This window comes from Cupriavidus sp. P-10 (genome assembly GCF_003402535.2).
In the GTDB taxonomy this organism is placed as follows: domain Bacteria; phylum Pseudomonadota; class Gammaproteobacteria; order Burkholderiales; family Burkholderiaceae; genus Cupriavidus.
The window spans coordinates 1075335-1091658 of sequence record NZ_AP025170.1 but is presented as its reverse complement, the minus strand read 5'-3'; the positions used below and the strand labels follow the sequence as shown (position 1 = coordinate 1091658).

10 protein-coding genes are annotated in these 16324 nt (G+C 70.6%); 5 read left to right on the top strand and 5 right to left on the bottom strand.

Annotation, left to right across the window (positions count from 1 at the left end):
• Nucleotides 1–87: 87 nt before the first annotated feature.
• The 3 genes from CTP10_RS05040 to hrcA form a co-directional block, all read right to left on the bottom strand.
• Complete coding sequence (locus CTP10_RS05040) at nucleotides 88–483, bottom strand: RNA-binding S4 domain-containing protein (protein ID WP_116317599.1); 396 nt, start codon at nucleotides 481–483, stop codon at nucleotides 88–90.
• Nucleotides 480–1595 (bottom strand): ferrochelatase, encoded by a 1116-nt coding sequence (gene hemH / locus CTP10_RS05035; protein ID WP_116317598.1) that lies wholly within the window; start codon nucleotides 1593–1595, stop codon nucleotides 480–482. The genes CTP10_RS05040 and hemH overlap by 4 nt, the downstream gene beginning before the upstream one ends.
• Nucleotides 1596–1698: 103 nt before the next feature.
• Nucleotides 1699–2736, bottom strand: coding sequence for a heat-inducible transcriptional repressor HrcA (gene hrcA, locus CTP10_RS05030; protein ID WP_116317597.1), 1038 nt, complete (start codon nucleotides 2734–2736; stop codon nucleotides 1699–1701).
• Between the two features lie 103 nt (nucleotides 2737–2839).
• On the opposite strand from hrcA, the gene CTP10_RS05025 reads away from it, so the two are divergent.
• From CTP10_RS05025 to mprA, 4 genes are all read left to right on the top strand, one after another.
• A complete protein-coding gene (locus CTP10_RS05025; RefSeq protein WP_116317596.1) occupies nucleotides 2840–3757 on the top strand; it encodes an NAD kinase in 918 nt (305 codons plus the stop codon).
• A 78-nt stretch (nucleotides 3758–3835) separates the two neighbouring features.
• Nucleotides 3836–5599, top strand: coding sequence for a DNA repair protein RecN (recN, locus tag CTP10_RS05020; protein ID WP_116317595.1), 1764 nt, complete (start codon nucleotides 3836–3838; stop codon nucleotides 5597–5599).
• A gap of 131 nt (nucleotides 5600–5730) precedes the next feature.
• The gene (locus tag CTP10_RS05015; protein ID WP_116317594.1) at nucleotides 5731–6174 is read left to right on the top strand and encodes a hypothetical protein; all 444 of its coding nucleotides are present in this window, start codon (nucleotides 5731–5733) and stop codon (nucleotides 6172–6174) included.
• Nucleotides 6175–6310: 136 nt separating this feature from the next.
• Nucleotides 6311–8011 (top strand): MprA protease, GlyGly-CTERM protein-sorting domain-containing form, encoded by a 1701-nt coding sequence (mprA, locus tag CTP10_RS05010; protein WP_116317864.1) that lies wholly within the window; start codon nucleotides 6311–6313, stop codon nucleotides 8009–8011.
• Between the two features lie 54 nt (nucleotides 8012–8065).
• On the opposite strand, the gene rrtA is transcribed toward mprA, so the two are convergent.
• Both rrtA and glnE read right to left on the bottom strand, forming a co-directional pair.
• The gene (gene rrtA / locus CTP10_RS05005; protein ID WP_233527960.1) at nucleotides 8066–8692 is read right to left on the bottom strand and encodes a rhombosortase; all 627 of its coding nucleotides are present in this window, start codon (nucleotides 8690–8692) and stop codon (nucleotides 8066–8068) included.
• Between the two features lie 25 nt (nucleotides 8693–8717).
• Nucleotides 8718–11747 carry a bifunctional [glutamate--ammonia ligase]-adenylyl-L-tyrosine phosphorylase/[glutamate--ammonia-ligase] adenylyltransferase gene (gene glnE, locus CTP10_RS05000; RefSeq protein WP_199414504.1) on the bottom strand — a complete coding sequence of 1010 codons (3030 nt, stop codon included), beginning with the start codon at nucleotides 11745–11747 and terminating at the stop codon, nucleotides 8718–8720.
• Nucleotides 11748–11912: 165 nt separating this feature from the next.
• On the opposite strand from glnE, the gene CTP10_RS04995 reads away from it, so the two are divergent.
• Nucleotides 11913–16295: a YhdP family protein gene (locus tag CTP10_RS04995; RefSeq protein WP_199414503.1), complete on the top strand. Its 4383-nt coding sequence runs from the start codon at nucleotides 11913–11915 to the stop codon at nucleotides 16293–16295.
• Nucleotides 16296–16324: the final 29 nt, after the last annotated feature.

Here is a 16324-nt window from a genome sequence, read left to right as displayed (position 1 = left end):
GCGCAACTTCCCGGCGCACGCGCACACCGCGGCGGCCCGGCACCCTGCCGGCGCCGCCGCGTGTCTTTTATCAACTTGCTGGCGGCCTCAGTGCCGGAAATCATCGATGCGGCGGCGGTCGCGCTTGGTCGGCCGCCCCTGCAGCTGCGCGGCGGGTTCCGGCTGCAGGCGGCGGCGCTCGGCCTCGGCCTGCCGGCGCGCCTGGCTGTCCGCGCCTTCTTCATACAGCGTTTGCGCCACCGGTGCCGGCCCACGCGCCGGGGCAACGCCCTTCACCTGGAGCTCCCAGCGCTGCTGGTGTGCTTCAAGCACAACCTTGTCGCCGGGCCGCACTTCGCGCGAGTTCTTGACCAGCTGGCCGTTGACGGTCACCTTGCCGCGCTCCACCGCCTCTGCCGCGAGCGAACGCGTCTTGAAGAAGCGCGCGCACCACAGCCATTTGTCGATGCGCTGGCGCGCATCCGCCTCATAATCCACGTTCATGCTGCGGCTCCCCGGGTCTGTGCGCGCGAGCGGCGCGCTTCCAGTTCATGCGGGTGCGGCGTATTGAGCGGCCATCCCTGCAGGTGCTGCAGGGCAATCTCCGCCATCGCGGCCACCCACGGCGCCGAGTCGTTCATGCAAGGGATAAAGTGGAACTCCTTGCCCCCGGCCACCTTGAATGCGGTCTGCCCTTCCATTGCAATTTCCTCCAGCGTCTCGATGCAGTCTGCCGGGAAGCCCGGGCAGAACACGTCGACCCGCCCGGCGCCGACCTTGCCCAACTCAGCCAGCGTGGGCGCCGTGTAAGGCTGCAGCCACTCCGCCTTGCCGAAGCGAGACTGGAACGTCACCTGGTACTGCCCCGGCTGCAAGCCCAGCGCATCGCCGAGCAGCCGGCCGGTCTTCACGCACTCGCAGTGATACGGATCGCCCAGCTCGAGCGTGCGCCGCGGCACGCCGTGGAACGACAGGATCAACTTGTCGCCATGTGCAAAGTCGGGCATGCCGTGCCGTGACCAGTAGGCCCCAATCTGCTGGTGCAGCGCCGATATATACGCCGGGTGGTCATGGAAATGTTTGACCAGCCGCAGCTCGGGCTGGTTGCGCCATTGACCCAGCACGCGGAAGACCTCGTCGAACGCGGTGGCAGTAGTGGTGCCCGAATACTGCGGATACATCGGCAGCACCAGCACCTGCTCGCAGCCCTGGCGGCGTAGCGCCTCCATCACCGAGGCGATCGACGGGTTGCCGTAGCGCATGGCACACGCCACCGTGACTTCATGGCCGTTCTGGTTCAGCAGCCGCTGCAGCGCGTGCGCCTGGCGCTCGCTGTAGACCAGCAGCGGCGAGCCGGTCATATGCGCCTCGCGCAGCCAGATCGACTCGTACTTCAGCGCCGACGCGCGTGACCGCAACGGCAGGATCACGCCATGCAGCAGCGGCAGCCAGGCGGCGCGCGGGATCTCGACCACGCGCGGGTCGGACAGGAATTCCTTCAGGTAGCGCCCCACCGCCTTGGGCGTGGGTGCGTCGGGAGTGCCCAGGTTGACCAGCAGGATCGCCGTGCGCGGCGCCTGGCCGTGCTGGTAGACCGGTTCGGGTGAAAACGTCATGTCGCTTCCGGGTTGGCGCACGGCCGGGAACGCGCCATGGTGGCGCGCCGCCAAAGTCGGCGCTCGGTAGGAATGGGGCAGCTTGTCAGACCGGCCAGCCGCGTCACTGGTTCTGGCTCAGCGCGCTGGACAGCAGCCGCGCGGTGATGTCGACGATCGGGATCACGCGCTCGTATGCCATGCGTGTCGGGCCGATCACGCCGAGGGTGCCGACGATCTGCCCGTCGACCTCGTACGGCGCGGTGATGACCGCCATGTCTTCCAGCGGCACCAGCTGGCTTTCGCCGCCGATGAAGATCTGCACGCCCTGCGCGTGGCTGGAGACATCGAGCAGCTGCAGCAGGCTGGTCTTGTGCTCGAACACGTCGAACAGCCGGCGCAGCTTGTCCATGCTGGAAGACAGGTCTTCCACTTCCAGCAGCTTGCGCTCGCCGCTGATATAGACGTGGTCGTCTTCCTCGTCGTCGGCCACGCTGCCGGCCTCGACCGCCGCCTGCATCAGCTGCGACATGTCGCGGCGCAGGTCCCGCAGCTCGACGCGCAGGTGGCTGCGCACGGCGTCGAAACTCATGCCGGTGTAGTGCGAGTTGAAGTAGTTGGCCGCCTCGATCAGCTGGGCCGGGGTGTATGACAGCTCGGTCTGGATGATCCGGTTCTGCACATCGCCCTCGGGACTGACGATGATCAGCAGGATGCGCTTGTCGGACAGGCGCATGAATTCGATCTGCCGGAACGCCTGCGCGCGCCGCGGCGTCATCACCACGCCGGCGAAGTGCGACAGGTTGGACAGCGTGCGCGCCGCCGCCGTGATCATGCGCTGCGGCCCCAGTTGCTGGGCACCGAGCTGGCCCTGGATCTGGCCGGTCAGTTCGGCCAGGTCGGCGTTGCGCTCCAGCGGCTTGGCCGTCAGCATGGAATCGACGAACAGCCGGTACCCGCGCGGCGTCGGGATGCGGCCGGCCGACGTATGCGGGCTGGCGATAAAGCCCATTTCCTCCAGGTCGGACATCACATTGCGGATGGTCGCCGGCGACAGGTCCAGCCCCGAGAACTTCGACAGGGTGCGGGATCCGACCGGCTGGCCTTCGGCGATGTAGCGCTCGATCAGGGTCTTGAGCAGCGTTTTGGAACGTTCATCCATGATGTCCCGATTTTACGCAAGTTTTAGACCTTCTGGCGCCCCGCCTGGGTTGCGGCTCCGGCGCCTGCTGGCAAGGGCAGCGGCGGTATGGTCTAATCCCGGCATGTCCGCCCCCCCGAGAGCCAGCGCCTTGCGCACTTCGTTCAACACCGTCGCCCTGGTGGGCCGCTACTCGACTGCCGGCATCGAAGGACCGCTGGAGGAGATTGCCTCTTATATCCTGCGCAACGGCCAGGATGTGGTGTTCGAGCGCGAGACCGCGCTGGCCACCGGGCTGACCGCCTACCCTGCCCTGTCGGCCGAGGAAATCGGCAAGCACGCGGACGTGGCGGTGGTGCTGGGCGGCGACGGCACGCTGCTGGGCATTGCCCGCCAGCTGGCCGGGTACGACGTGCCGCTGATCGGGGTCAACCACGGGCGGCTCGGTTTCATGACCGACATCGCGCTGGAAGACGCGCACACGGTGCTGCCCGACATGCTCGACGGCCGCTACGAGGCCGAGAACCGGCTGCTGCTCGAGTCACGCGTGGTACGCGACGACAACGTCATTTTTTCCGCGCTGGCGCTGAACGACGTGGTGGTGAACCGTTCGGGCATTTCCGGCATGGTCGAGCTGGCGGTGTCCGTAGACGGCTACTTCATGTACAACCAGCGTTCGGACGGCCTGATCGTGTCGACCGCGACCGGATCGACCGCCTACGCGCTGTCCGCCGGCGGCCCGATCCTGCACCCGACGCTGTCTGGCGTGGTGCTGGTGCCGATCGCCCCGCATGCGCTGTCGAACCGGCCGATCGTGCTGCCGCACGACGCCGAGGTCACCATCGAAGTCGCCAGCGCGCGCGACGCCAGCGTCAATTTCGACATGCAGTCGCTGACCTCGCTGCTGCCCGGCGACCGGATCGTGGTGCGGCGCTCGGAGAAGAGCATCAACCTGCTGCACCCGGTGGGCTACAACTACTACGCCACGCTGCGCAAGAAGCTGCACTGGCACGAATACCCGTCCGAAGACAACCGCCTCTGAGCCGCCCCCAGAGCCCGAGCTAGCCACCCCGATCCGACGCCAGCCCGACCTCCCGGACCGATCTCACTTTCCGCCACGATGCTGCGCAGCCTGTCCATCCGCGATTTCGTCATCGTCGACTCGCTCGACCTGGATTTCACCACTGGCTTCACCGTCTTCACCGGCGAGACCGGCGCCGGCAAGTCGATCCTGATCGACGCCCTGGCCCTGGTGCTGGGCGAGCGCGCCGATGCTGGCATCGTGCGCGAAGGCGCTGCCCGCGCCAGCATCAGCGCCACCTTCTCGACCCACCCGGCGCTCGACGCCTGGCTGGCCGAGCGCGAACTCAATGCCGGCGATGGCGCCGATGGCGCCGGCTCGGTGCTGCTGCGCCGCACGGTCGATGCCGGCGGCCGCAGCAAGGCCTTTATCAATGGCGCCGCGGCCACGCTGGCGCAACTGCGCGAAGTGGGCGACCAGCTGGTCGACATCCACGGGCAGCACGCGCACCAGCTGCTGCTGCGCCCGGATGCGCAGCGGCTGCTGTTCGACGCCCACGCCGGGCTGACCCAGCAGGCCGGTGCGGTGGCCGAGGCCTGGCGCGCGTGGCGCGCCTGCGTGCGCCAGCGCGAGGCGGTCGAGCACCAGTCGCGCGAGATGCAGCTTGAGCGCGAGCGGCTGGAATGGCAGGTGGGCGAGCTCGACAAGCTCAATCCGCAGCCGGGCGAATGGGAAGAGATCCAGGCCGAGTACAACCGCCTGTCGCACGCCGCCGGCCTGATCGACGGCAGCCGCGCGGCGCTGGACGCGCTGTCCGAGGCCGACGGCTCGGTCCTGTCGGCGCTGAATTCGATCGTGCATCGGCTGCAGCAACTGGCCGACGTCGATCCCGCCCTGCGCGACGTGCTGGCCGCGCTCGAGCCCGCCCAAGTGCAGGCCGAGGAAGCCGCGCACTCGCTGACCCGCTACGTCGACCGGCTCGAACTGGATCCCGAACGGCTGCAGGCCGTCGAAGAACGCATGCAGGGGCTGCACGCCACCGCGCGCAAGTACCGCCTGCCGCCCGAGCAGCTGCCTGACGAACTGCTGGCGCGCCGCCAGCAACTCGACGACCTGCAGGCCGCGCAGGACCTGAACAAGGTGATAGCGCGCGAAGCCGCGGCCAAGGCCGCCTACCTGACGCTGGCGCAACACCTCAGCCATGCGCGCAAGCAAGCGGCGCAGGCACTGTCGGCGGCGGTCACCGAAGCCATGCAGGGCCTGTCGATGGCGGGCGGCAGCTTCGTCGCCGCGCTGAACGCGCTGGAAGAAGGCCAGAGCTACGGGCTGGAGCAGGTCGAGTTCCTGGTGGCCGGCCATGCCGGCGTCAGCGCGCGGCCGCTGGCACGCGTCGCCTCCGGCGGCGAACTGGCGCGCATCAGCCTGGCCATCTCGGTGATCACCAGCGAGGCCTCGCCCACGCCGACGCTGATCTTTGACGAAGTCGACACCGGCATCGGCGGCGCCGTCGCTGAAGTTGTCGGCCGGCGCCTGCAGGAACTGGGCCGCGCGCGCCAGGTGCTGTGCGTGACCCACTTGCCGCAGGTCGCCGCGCAGGCCGGCACGCACCTGCTCGTCAGCAAGGAGACCACCGATGGCGGTGAGGGCTCGGTCACGCGCTCGGTTACGCGATCGCGCATCCGCATGCTCGACCCGGCCGGGCGCGTGGTCGAGACCGCGCGCATGCTGGGAGGCGCCACCGTCACCGCGACCACGTTGCAACATGCCGAAGAGATGCTGGCGCAAGGCGCCGAAGGCCAGGCCGGCGCCCCGGCGCGCGGCACGGCAAAGGAAAGCCGGCGCGGCCGGCGCGCCGCCGGCTGACGTCCCCACCGGCGTCCCAACCGGCGTCCCAACCGGGCGTCCCAGGTGGAGCCCCGACTGGCGTCCCAGCTGGCGCCCCGACTAGCGCTGGCCTCCCGGCCTACCGAACCAACTTTCACAGGAGTCTCATCATGACCCGCCACGCGCCGCCGGCAGGCCGCCGCCACCGCCCCTTGCGCGCCGTACTGGCCCTGGCCACCGCGGCCACGGCCGCACTGCTGGCACTGTCCGGCTGCCAGGCGCACTCCGGGGCCTCTGCCCCGCCGCCGGACAGCATCACCGACGACCGCGCGCTGGGCGACATCATGGTCCGCTTCAAGCCGCCCGCGGTCGACATGTCCGAGGATGCGGGCAAGCTGCTGGCCGAGATCAAGGGCCCGATCCGCTACGTGGTCAAGCGCCCGATGTCGGGCGGCGTGTGGCTGGTGACGGCCATTTCCAGTTCGGCCGACGCCACCATCGACCAGGCGGTGGATACCCTGCGCGCTACGCCACGCATCGAGACCGCCGAGCCGGACCGGCTCATCCAGCCCAACCGCACCATGCCGACCAGCCGGGACATGCCGAAGAGCTGAGCCCGCGCCCGGGACCTGTCCGCAAGCGCCGGGTTCTAAACCTTCGGTAGCCCTTGCACAACCGCAGCGGATCGTATTCCCTACATAAGATTCCCTTGCGCGGCCAATGCCGCGCGGGGTGCATCTGGAGGAATACATGCCGCATTCCGCGCAGTCCGTCTTCCGTCGCTGCATCCCGGTCCATCGATGGCGGGTATTCCTGATCGCCATCGCCGCGCTGTGCGCCACGGCACCGACCAGCGCGGCATTCGCGGCCAGCGCCACCGGCGCCTCCACCCCGGCCACCCCGGCCACCCCGGCCACCCCGGCCACCCCGGCCGCAGCCTATACCGGCCAGATCATCGTGCGCTGGCGCGATGGCACCGCCTCCACCATCACCCCGGACGCGGCCAGCAGGACACCGGCCGCGTCGGCAGCCCCCGCGCAGGCGGCAAGCCAGCTGCAGCAGTTGCGCGAGCGTACCGGCATCGCCGCCACGCTGCGCCGGCCCATGGGCGGCAACGTGGACCTGCTGCAGGTGCCGGACGACCTCGCCACCGACCCCGAAGCCGCGGCCGCGCGCCTGCGCCTGGACCCGCGTGTTGCCGACGCGGTGCCGGACCGCTGGCTGCGGCTGCACGACACGCTGCCCAACGATCCGGAATTCCGCGCCAACCAGCCTTACCTGCTGGGCACCGGCACCACGGTCGGCGGCGTCAACCTGCCGCGCGCGTGGGACCGCACGCGCGGCAGCAGCGGCATCGTGATCGCGGTGGTCGATACCGGGACGCTGAACCACCCCGACCTGGCCCCCCGGCTGCTGCCGGGCTATGACTTCATCAGCACCACCACCGTCTCCAACGACGGCGACGGGCGCGACGGCGATGCCACCGACACCGGCGACAATGTCCCCGCTGGCTTTACCTGCCCGGGCAGTTCCGCCCCGACCACCGACGCCACGACCAACAGCTGGCACGGCACGCGCGTGGCAAGCGTACTGGGCGCGGCCACCAACAACGGCGACGGCATTGCCGCGGTGGACTGGAGCGCGCGCATCCTGCCGGTGCGGGTCTCGGGACGGTGCGGCGCACTGCTGTCCGATACCGTCGATGGCATGCGCTGGGCCGGCGGCATGTCGGTGCCCGGCGTGCCGGCCAATCCCACGCCGGCGCGCGTGGTCAATATCAGCCTGGGCGGCGGCACGTGCAGCAGCATCGAGCAGCAGGCGGTCAACGACCTGAACGCGCGCGGCGTGGTGGTGGTGGCGGCGGCGGGCAACAACCGCAGCGCGGTCGAAGCGCCGGCCGACTGCAGCGGCGTGATCGCGGTCACGGCCCACGCCAACGACGGCGAAAACGCCACTTATGCCAACATCGGCCCGCAGGTCGCGCTCAGCGCGCCGGGCGGCGGCTGCGGCAACTCGCGCGTGCAGAACGGATCGTGCACCACTACGCCGTCGGTGATCCGCACGCTGGGCAACGACGGCGGCACTTCGTTCGGGGCCTACACGGTGTCGTCGTCGCAGGGCACCAGCTTCGCGGCGCCGATGGTGTCGGGCGTGGTGGCGATGATGTTTGCGCTGAACGGATCGCTGACGCCGGCGCAGGTGACCGCGGCGTTGAAGTCGTCGGCGCGGCCGCACCCTTCCGGCACCTATTGCACCACCAACCCGGGCGTGTGCGGCGCCGGCCTGCTCGATGCCGACAATGCGCTGGCGGCGGCCATATCAGCCCCGCCGGCGCCCGCGGAACCGGCCCCGTCCAATGGCGGCGGTGGCGGCGGTGCGGTGCCACACTGGCTGGCGCTGGCGCTGGCCTGCTCGGGACTGCTCGGCTTCGCGCTGCGCCGGCGCGCCTGACGCTGGCCAGTGCTGGCCAGTGCTGGCCGGTGCTGCCAGTGCTGCGGACACGGCTCAGTCGTCGTCAACGCCACGCAGTGGCCGCCGCGCCAGCCGCCACTCCTGCACCACCCAGCACAGCAGCCCGGCCACCGCGCCGGCTGCGTGCGCGGCGCGCACCACACCGAAGCCCCATGACGGATCGAGGAGGACCGGTGCCAGCCACGATTGCTCGATCCAGACCTTGGCCAGCACACCCAGGCACAGGATCACGCCGAGCACGCGCGACAATCCGGGCGTGCGCAACAGGCTGAGCCCGCCCCACAGCGCCAGCCCGTGCAAGGCGCCCGACAAGCCGCCATACCAGCCGACCGATGGCACGCGCAGCAGCGCGGCCTGCGCGGCGAGGCCGCAGGCCACCAGCACCAGCAGCATGGCCCACGCCCGCGCCACACGCCCGGCCAGGGCCAGCAGGCCCGCGGCCGCGAGTGCGTTGGCCAGCCAGTGCATGGCGTTCAGGTGCACCCACATGGCAGTGGCCAGCCGCCACCACTGGCCGTCGAGCCGCACCGCATCGCGCAGGTAGAGGCCGTGTGCGTGCCACCACGGCACGAAGGTGAAGCAGGCCGACAGCGCCCAGACCAGCGCGATCGCCGCCAGCAGCCCCGGCCACGAAGCACCGGCGGGCCGGCTCGGGGCCACCGCTGCAACTGCGGCCGCTGCGGCCTCAGTCCTCACCGAACACCGCGCGCCACAGCGTGCGCACCTGCGCCGTCTGCGCGGAGACCGATTCCGCCGCCACGCGCGCGTGCGCCTGCCCGTCGAGCCGCAACTGGTGCTGGCGTGCGCGGAACAGCCGGTAGGCATCGCCCACCGCCAGGGCCAGCGCGGCATCGATCAGCCCGAGCTCGCCGGCTTCGCGCAGCAGCGCGATATTGCCCGCGTTGCGCGTCAGCTGCGGATGCGCGCGGCTGTGCAGCAGCACCAGGTATTGCACCGTGAACTCGATGTCGACCATGCCGCCGCGATCATGCTTGAGGTCGAACAGGCTGGTGGGATTGGGATGGCCCTCGGCGACCTTGCGGCGCATCTGCACGATCTCGTCGCACAGCACCGCGGCATCGCGCTGCTGGCGCAGCACCTCGTCGCGCAGTGCCTCGAAGCGCTCGCCGATGGCCGCGTCGCCGGCGCAGAAGCGCGCGCGCGTGAGCGCCTGGTGTTCCCACACCCATGCGGTGTTGTCGCCCTCGCGCAGCTGGTAGCGGCGGAAAGCGTCGAAGCTGGTGACCAGCAGGCCGGCGGCGCCGTTGGGGCGCAACCGCGTGTCTACGTCGAACAGCGCGCCGGCCGCGGTATGGCTGGTGAGCCAGGTGATCAGCCGGCGCGCGAAGGCGGCATAGACGTCGGGCGCGCGCTCGTGCTCGTCGTCATACAGGAAAATGATGTCGAGGTCCGAGGCATAGCCCAGCTCCTTGCCGCCAAGCCGGCCGTAGGCGATCACCGCGAAGCGCGGCGTGTCGCGATGGCGCGTGGCAAGCTGGCGCCACACCGTCTCCAGCGTGGCATCGAGCATGGCGTCGGCCAGGTCCGACAGGCGGTCGGCCACCTGCTCCACCGTCAGCATGCCCTGCAGGTCCTGCAGCAGTACGCGGAAGGTCTCGGCATGGTGCTCGCGGCGCAGGATGTCCATCTGGTGCTCGACCTGCCCTTCGGCGGCCAGCAGCCGCTCGTGCAGGCGCTTGCGGAACGCGGCCCAGTCGGGCGCGCCGGCCAGCGCATCGCTGTCGAGCAGTTCGTCGAGCAGTTGCGGGTGGCGCGTCAGGTAGGCCGCGGCCCAGCGCGAGGCGTGCAGCGTCTGCGCGACGCGGTCCATCGCCTGCGGGAACTCGGACAGCAGCGACAGGTAAGAGGCGCGCCGGCTGATCGCCTCGAGGAAGTCGATAAAGCGCGCGATGGTGCTGTCGGCGTCGTCCTGGCGCGCGGCCAGGTCAAGCGCGCGGTTCACCAGCAGGTCGAAGCGGGTGCGGCTGGATTCGGACAGCGCGCGGTAGCGCAGCGACGACGCGATCGCGCGCAGCCGGTCGAGCAGGCCGGTGCAGTCGGTGAAGCCGGCCGCCTGCAGGCGCCCGCACGGCGTGGCATCATCGTCGCACCCTCCCTGGCCGCCCTCCTCGGCCTGTGCCTGCGCGGCGGCATCCTCCTGCGGGTTGTCCTGCGCGCGCGCTGCGTTGTCGTCGAGCACGATATCGGGCCACAACGCTTCGCAGGGCGCGGCGTCGGGATCGGAGAAGGTGGCCTCGAACTGCTGCGCCACCGGGTCCTGCAGCGCCGCCAGGCGCGCCAGCAGTTCGGTCCAGCTTGCGCAGCCCATCATCTGCGCCACTGCCTGCTGCTCGTCTTCCGAGGTAGGCAGATGATGGGTCTGCGCGTCGTCGCGGTATTGCAGACGGTGTTCCAGCTGGCGCAGGAAGCGGTAGGCGTCGCCCAGTTGCCCGGCCTGGCCGGCCGGCAGCAGGCCGCGTCCGACCGCCACGCCCAGCACTTCGAGGGTCGGCCGGACCCGCAGCGCCGGGTCCTGGCCGCCGCGGATCAGCTGAAACACCTGCGCCATGAACTCGATCTCGCGGATCCCGCCGCGGCCGAGCTTGATATTGAACGAACGCTGGCTGCCGATGTTCATGCCGTGGCCCGACAGCCCGCCACTGCGCTTGGCCGCCTCGCTGCGGATCTGCGCATGCAGCGAGCGGATCGCCGCGATCACGCCGTAGTCCAGGTAGCGGCGGAACACGAACGGCGTGGTCAGGCGCGCCAGCAGGCCGGCGGTGCGCTGCGCGTGCGGCGTGTCGAGCGCCGACACCACGCGGCCCTTGATCCAGGCGTAGCGCTCCCACTCGCGCCCCTGCACCACCAGGTATTCCTCCAGCATGCCCAGGCTGCACGCCAGCGGACCGGCGTCGCCATTGGGCCGCAGCCGCATGTCGACGCGGAACACGTAGCCGTCGGCGGTCACTTCGGCAAGCAGGTTGATCAGGCGGCGGCCGAGGCGGATGAAATACTCGTGGTTGGACAGGCTGCGCGTGCCGCCCTGTGTGTCGCCATCTTCGTCATACAGGAAGATCAGGTCGATGTCGGACGAGACGTTCAGCTCGCGCCCGCCGAGCTTGCCCATGCCGACCACCACCAGCTCCTGCACCTCGCCGCTCTGCTCCCCGACCGGGCGGCCGAAGGTGGCGGCGAGATCCGCGCCGAGCACAGCCAGGCCGTGCTGGACGACCAATTCGGCCAGGTCGGTCATGGCGCCGGTGATTTCGCCCAGCGGGGCCAGGCCGCGCAGGTCGCGCTCGATCACCACGCACATGACTTCGGCGCGCAGCCGGCGCAAGGTACGCTTGGTGGCTTCCTCGGCATCCGCGGAAGGCTCATGCAGCGCCTGCAGCCGCGCCTCCATCCATGCGCGAGTGAGCGGCTGCCCCGCCGCCGCGGCGATCACCGCCGGCAACTCGGGGCGGGCCTGCAGCACTCGCCGCGCGTAGTGCGAATACGCCGCCGAGTACAATACGTGGCCGCCGCAATCGGCCATCTGCAGACCCTGCGGCAATGCCTGCGCCGCGGAGACGGCAAAGGCGCCGGCGGTCATGGTCCCGGGCCCCTCGCCCGAGGCACGCGCCGCGGGATCCGTCGGCGCCGGTGTGGCGCCCGCGCCACGTTGGTCGGAGGGATCGCCAGCGGCGGAACTCGTCGGGTCAGAGACAGTCATTCCAGTAACTTGAAATGCGAGAAAAGGTGCGGCCAGTACCGTCGCCAGATTGGGCGTGCCCGGGCCATGCTGCCCCGGTTCGCGCTGCGCGCGGTGCGCGCTGTGTTGTTGTAGCCGGCCGGGCACCAGATTGGAGAGCGGCTAGTATTGTCGGATAATCTGCGCATGTCCAGCCGCGCCCCACAACCCGCTAACGGTTCTCCCCCCAATGGCGGCGCGGGTAGGCATGAGGCCGCCGCTACGCTGCCCGATCCGGCACACAACCCCGCTAACAGTCCGGCTACCAACCCCGCTTCGCCACCACCAGCAAATTCCTTGGCTGCTCCCGGTATCGATTCCCCTGCCCTGACGCGCCCCGCGTCGGGACTTGCGCGCCTGCGCGGCCTCGCCGGCGCCGGCGTGCGCGCGGCCGTTGCCGTGGTGCGCCACCCGTTCTGGCGCGGGCTCGGACGCGCGCTGGTGCGGCTGGCGCTGGTGCTGGGCGTGCTGGCGCTGGTGGCGGGCCTGCTGATCCGCTTCGTGCTATGGCCGCAGGCATCGGCCGCGCGCGAATGGCTGGAGGAGCGCGGCTCGGTCGCGCTGTCGGCACAAGTCACCATCGGTGCGCTCGATACCTACTGGGACGGCTGGAACCCCGCCTTCCGCGCCCGCGACCTGCGCGCCGTGGACGATGGCAAGCGCGTGCTGCTGGCGACCGCCACGCTCGACGGCAAGCTGTCGTGGCGCTCCCTGTTCGGCATGGACCTGCAGTTCGTCAGCCTGGGCGCCACCGGCACCGACATCCTGGTGCGCCGCACGCCCGAGGGCAAGTTGCTGGTCGGCGGCATGCCGGTCGACGCCACCGGCGGCCAGCAGGAGGACGACCGCTTCCTGGGCTGGCTGATGTCGCAGGGCCGCGTGTCGCTGTCCGACGGCAAGCTGCGCTGGCTGGACGAGAAGGCCGGGCTGCCGCGGCTCGATATCGGCGAAATCCGCCTCGACACCCGCCGCGACGGCTCGCGCCATACGCTGACCCTGGAAGCGCGCTCGCCGGCGCTGGGCCCGCGCCCGCTGGTGGTCAAATCCAGCTTTCGCAACGATTACCTGCACAGCGCCGGCAACTGGCGCTACTGGACCGGCCAGGCCAGCTGGGACGTGGCCCAGCTGGAGCTGCCGGTGCTGCAGCGCTACCTGGCCATGGTCGAGGGCGTGGCCAGCGGCACCTTCAGCACCGACGGCAGCATTGAATTCCGCCAGGGCCGCATCGTGCGCAGCCAGACCCGGCTGCGCGCCAGCGACATCGACCTGCAGCTGGCCGGCGCCGCCGCCCCCCTGCGGCTGGCCAATGCGCAGGCCTTCCTGCTGCACCGGACCGAGCGCGACGGCAGCAACCTGCTCACCGTCGACACGCTGCTGTGGCGGCCGCAGCCCGCCGACGGCCAGCCGGCGCCCGCGGATGGCAACTGGCGCGAAGGCATGCGCAAGGTCGAGTTCGGCTGGGCTTATGCGAAGGACGGCAGCCTGCGCAAGTTCACCCTGAAGGCGCCTACGCTTGACCTCAACACGGTGCGCGCGCTGGCCAGTTCGATGCCGCTGGAGACCGCGGTGCTGCGCCGCCTGCGCGCGCTGCAGCCGGCCGGCCATCTCGACAACCTCAACGTCAGCTGGAGCCGCGAGCGCGCCGGCATGCTCGACCGCAGCGGCGGCAAGCTCCACTACAACGTGCAGGGCACGCTGCGCGACGTCTCGGTCAACGGCCAGCCGGCGGTGCCGGCCCTGGATGCCAAGGGGCATCCGCGGCTGGGCACACCCGGTTTCTCGCGCCTGTCGGGCACGTTCTCGTTCGACGACCAGCAAGGCAATGCGCGCTTCGAGGGCAATGGCGCGTCGCTGGTGGTGCCGGGGCTGTTCGAAGAGCCGCGCGTGCCGTTCGACCAGATCGGCGGCGACGTGCGCTGGCACCACGCCGGCGGCAAGCTGGTGGTGACGCTGGACGGCATCCGCTTTGCCAACGCCGATGCCGCGGGCTCGGTGCGCGGCACCTGGCGCGCCGGCGGCGACGGCACGTCCGGCATCGCCGACCTGAGCGGCGAGATGACCCGCGCCCAGGTCGCGCGCGTGCCGCGCTACCTGCCGCTGACCATCCCCGCGGGCACCCGGCACTATCTGGCGGGCGCGCTGATTCGCGGCGACGCAGCCAGCGTCGGCTTCCTGCTCAAGGGCGACCTGGAGCACTTCCCGTTCCACGGGCCGTTCGAGAAAGCAGGAGAGTTCCGCGTCGACGTGCCGATCGAGCACGTCAGCTACCAGATCGCGCCGCACGAGACAGGCGCGGGTGGCGCGCCGCTGTGGCCGGCGTTCACCGACATCGCCGGACTGGTCACGTTCGACCGCGGCGGCATGACCTTCCTGGCACGGCGCGCCGCGGTGCACGACATCCCGGGCGTGGTGCTGCAGGACGTCAGCGGCCGCATCGACGACCTCAGCGAACACGGCCGCCTCGCCATCGACGGCGGCGCCAGCGGGCCGGTGCAGGGCTTCCTGCGCTACATCGCCGCGTCGCCGGTGCGCGAATGGACCGCGCGCGTGGCCGACGCGGCGCGCGCGCACGGCAACGGCGAGCTCAGGCTCAAGCTCGACATGCCGCTGGAGCACGCCAACGCGGCCAAGGTGGACGGGCGTTTCCGCTTCCCCGGCAACGACGTCGTGCTGAACCCGCAGCTGCCGGCATTCGGCAACGCCAGCGGGGACATCACATTCAATGAGCACGGGTTCGGGCTGGAGAACCTGCGCGCGCGCTTCCTGGGCGGCGAAGTCAGGCTGGGCGGCGGGACCCAGCCGGACGGCGGCACGCGCGTCACCGCGAGCGGCACCGCCTCCGCCGCGGGTCTGCGCGAGGCCGCGGCGGGCTCGGCACTCGCACCGCTGGCGGCCAAGCTGGAGGGCAGCACCGGCTACAACACCGTGATCGCGGTGCGCGAACGCGAGCTGCAGGTGCAGCTGAATTCCGCGCTCAACGGCATGGCGATCGGCTTGCCGGCGCCGCTGGCCAAGGCGGCGCCGCACGACCTGCCGCTGCGCATCGAACTGCGCCCCGCCCCCGGCCGCGCCGGCATCGACGAACTGGCACTGCAGCTGGGCAACGTCCTCAATGCGCGCTACCTGTTGCGCCGCGACCATAACGGCGGCAATGGCATCGAAGTCATCGCCGGCGGCATCGGCGTGCAGCAGGCGGCGCCGGCGCCGACGGCCGGCGTCAGCGCCGCGGCAACTTTCGACCGGCTCGACATCGATGCCTGGCGCGCGGCCTTCGCCGGCCCCGCAACTTCCACCGGCGAAGGCGTGCGCCCCTCGCTTTTCCTGCCCGGCCGCATTTCGCTGCGCGCCGGCACGCTCCATGGCATGGGCCGCACGCTCGACGACGTGGCCCTCGATGCCACGCGCGAAGCCGACGGCTGGAACGCCAGGATCGAATCGCGCCAGATCGCCGGCGCCGTGCAGTGGCAACCGGCCGCCGCCGGTGCGGGTGCGGGTGCGGGTGCGGGTGCGGGTGCGGGTGCGGGTGCGGGTGCGGGCCCCAACGCCACGGGCGCGCTGAAACTGCGCCTGTCGCGCCTGAACGTGCCCGATGCCAGCGATGAGCACAACGTGGTCGACGCCCTCGCCAGCAGCATCGACGAACTGCCCGCCATCGACCTGGTCGCCGAGCAGTTCATGCTGCGCGGCCACGACTTCGGCAAGCTGGAAGTCAAGGCGCACACCGGCACCAGCGGCACCGACCCGGTCTGGACCCTGGACCAGCTGAGGATCGAACAGCCCGATGCCACGTTGACCGGCCAGGGCAGCTGGCGCGTGCCGCGCCGGCTGCGCGCCGACGGCAATGCCGAGCGCCGCACCCTGCTGTCGTTCACCATCGACATCGGCGACGCCGGCGCCACGCTCGACCGGCTGGGGCTGCCGCACACGCTGCGCGACGGCAAGGGCAAGCTGGAAGGCCGCGTGGCCTGGCGCGGCTCGCCGCTGTCGATCGATTACCCGACGTTGTCCGGCAAGCTGTCGCTCGAGCTGGAGAACGGCCAGATCATGAGCGTCGAGCCCGGGGCGGCGCGGCTGCTGGGCGTGCTCAGCCTGCAGGGGCTGCTACGCTTTGCCACGCTGGACTTCCGCAGCCTGTCGGGCCGCGGGCTGCTGTTCGACCGCATCACCGGCTCAGGCACGATCGAGAACGGCGTCGGCACCATCCAGGACTTCGAACTGAAAAGCCCGCAGATCATCGCCAGCATGAGCGGCACCGCCAACCTGTTGCGCGAGACCCAGGACCTGCGCGTGGACGTGGTGCCGCGCATCAACGCCACCTCGACTTCGGTGGCGGCCGCCTTTATCAACCCGGTGCTGGGCATCGGCACGCTCGCCGCGCAGCTGCTGTTTGCCGACGAATTCTCCAAGGTGTTCACCCAGCACTACCGCATCACCGGCAGCTGGGCCAACCCGCAGATCGGCAAACTGGAGGAGAATAAGGCGCAAGCCCCCAGGTTCCAGAACCGCGCCGACCCCGCGTTCCCGCGCTGAAGCCCGCTGCCGTCCAGGAAAGTCCGAGA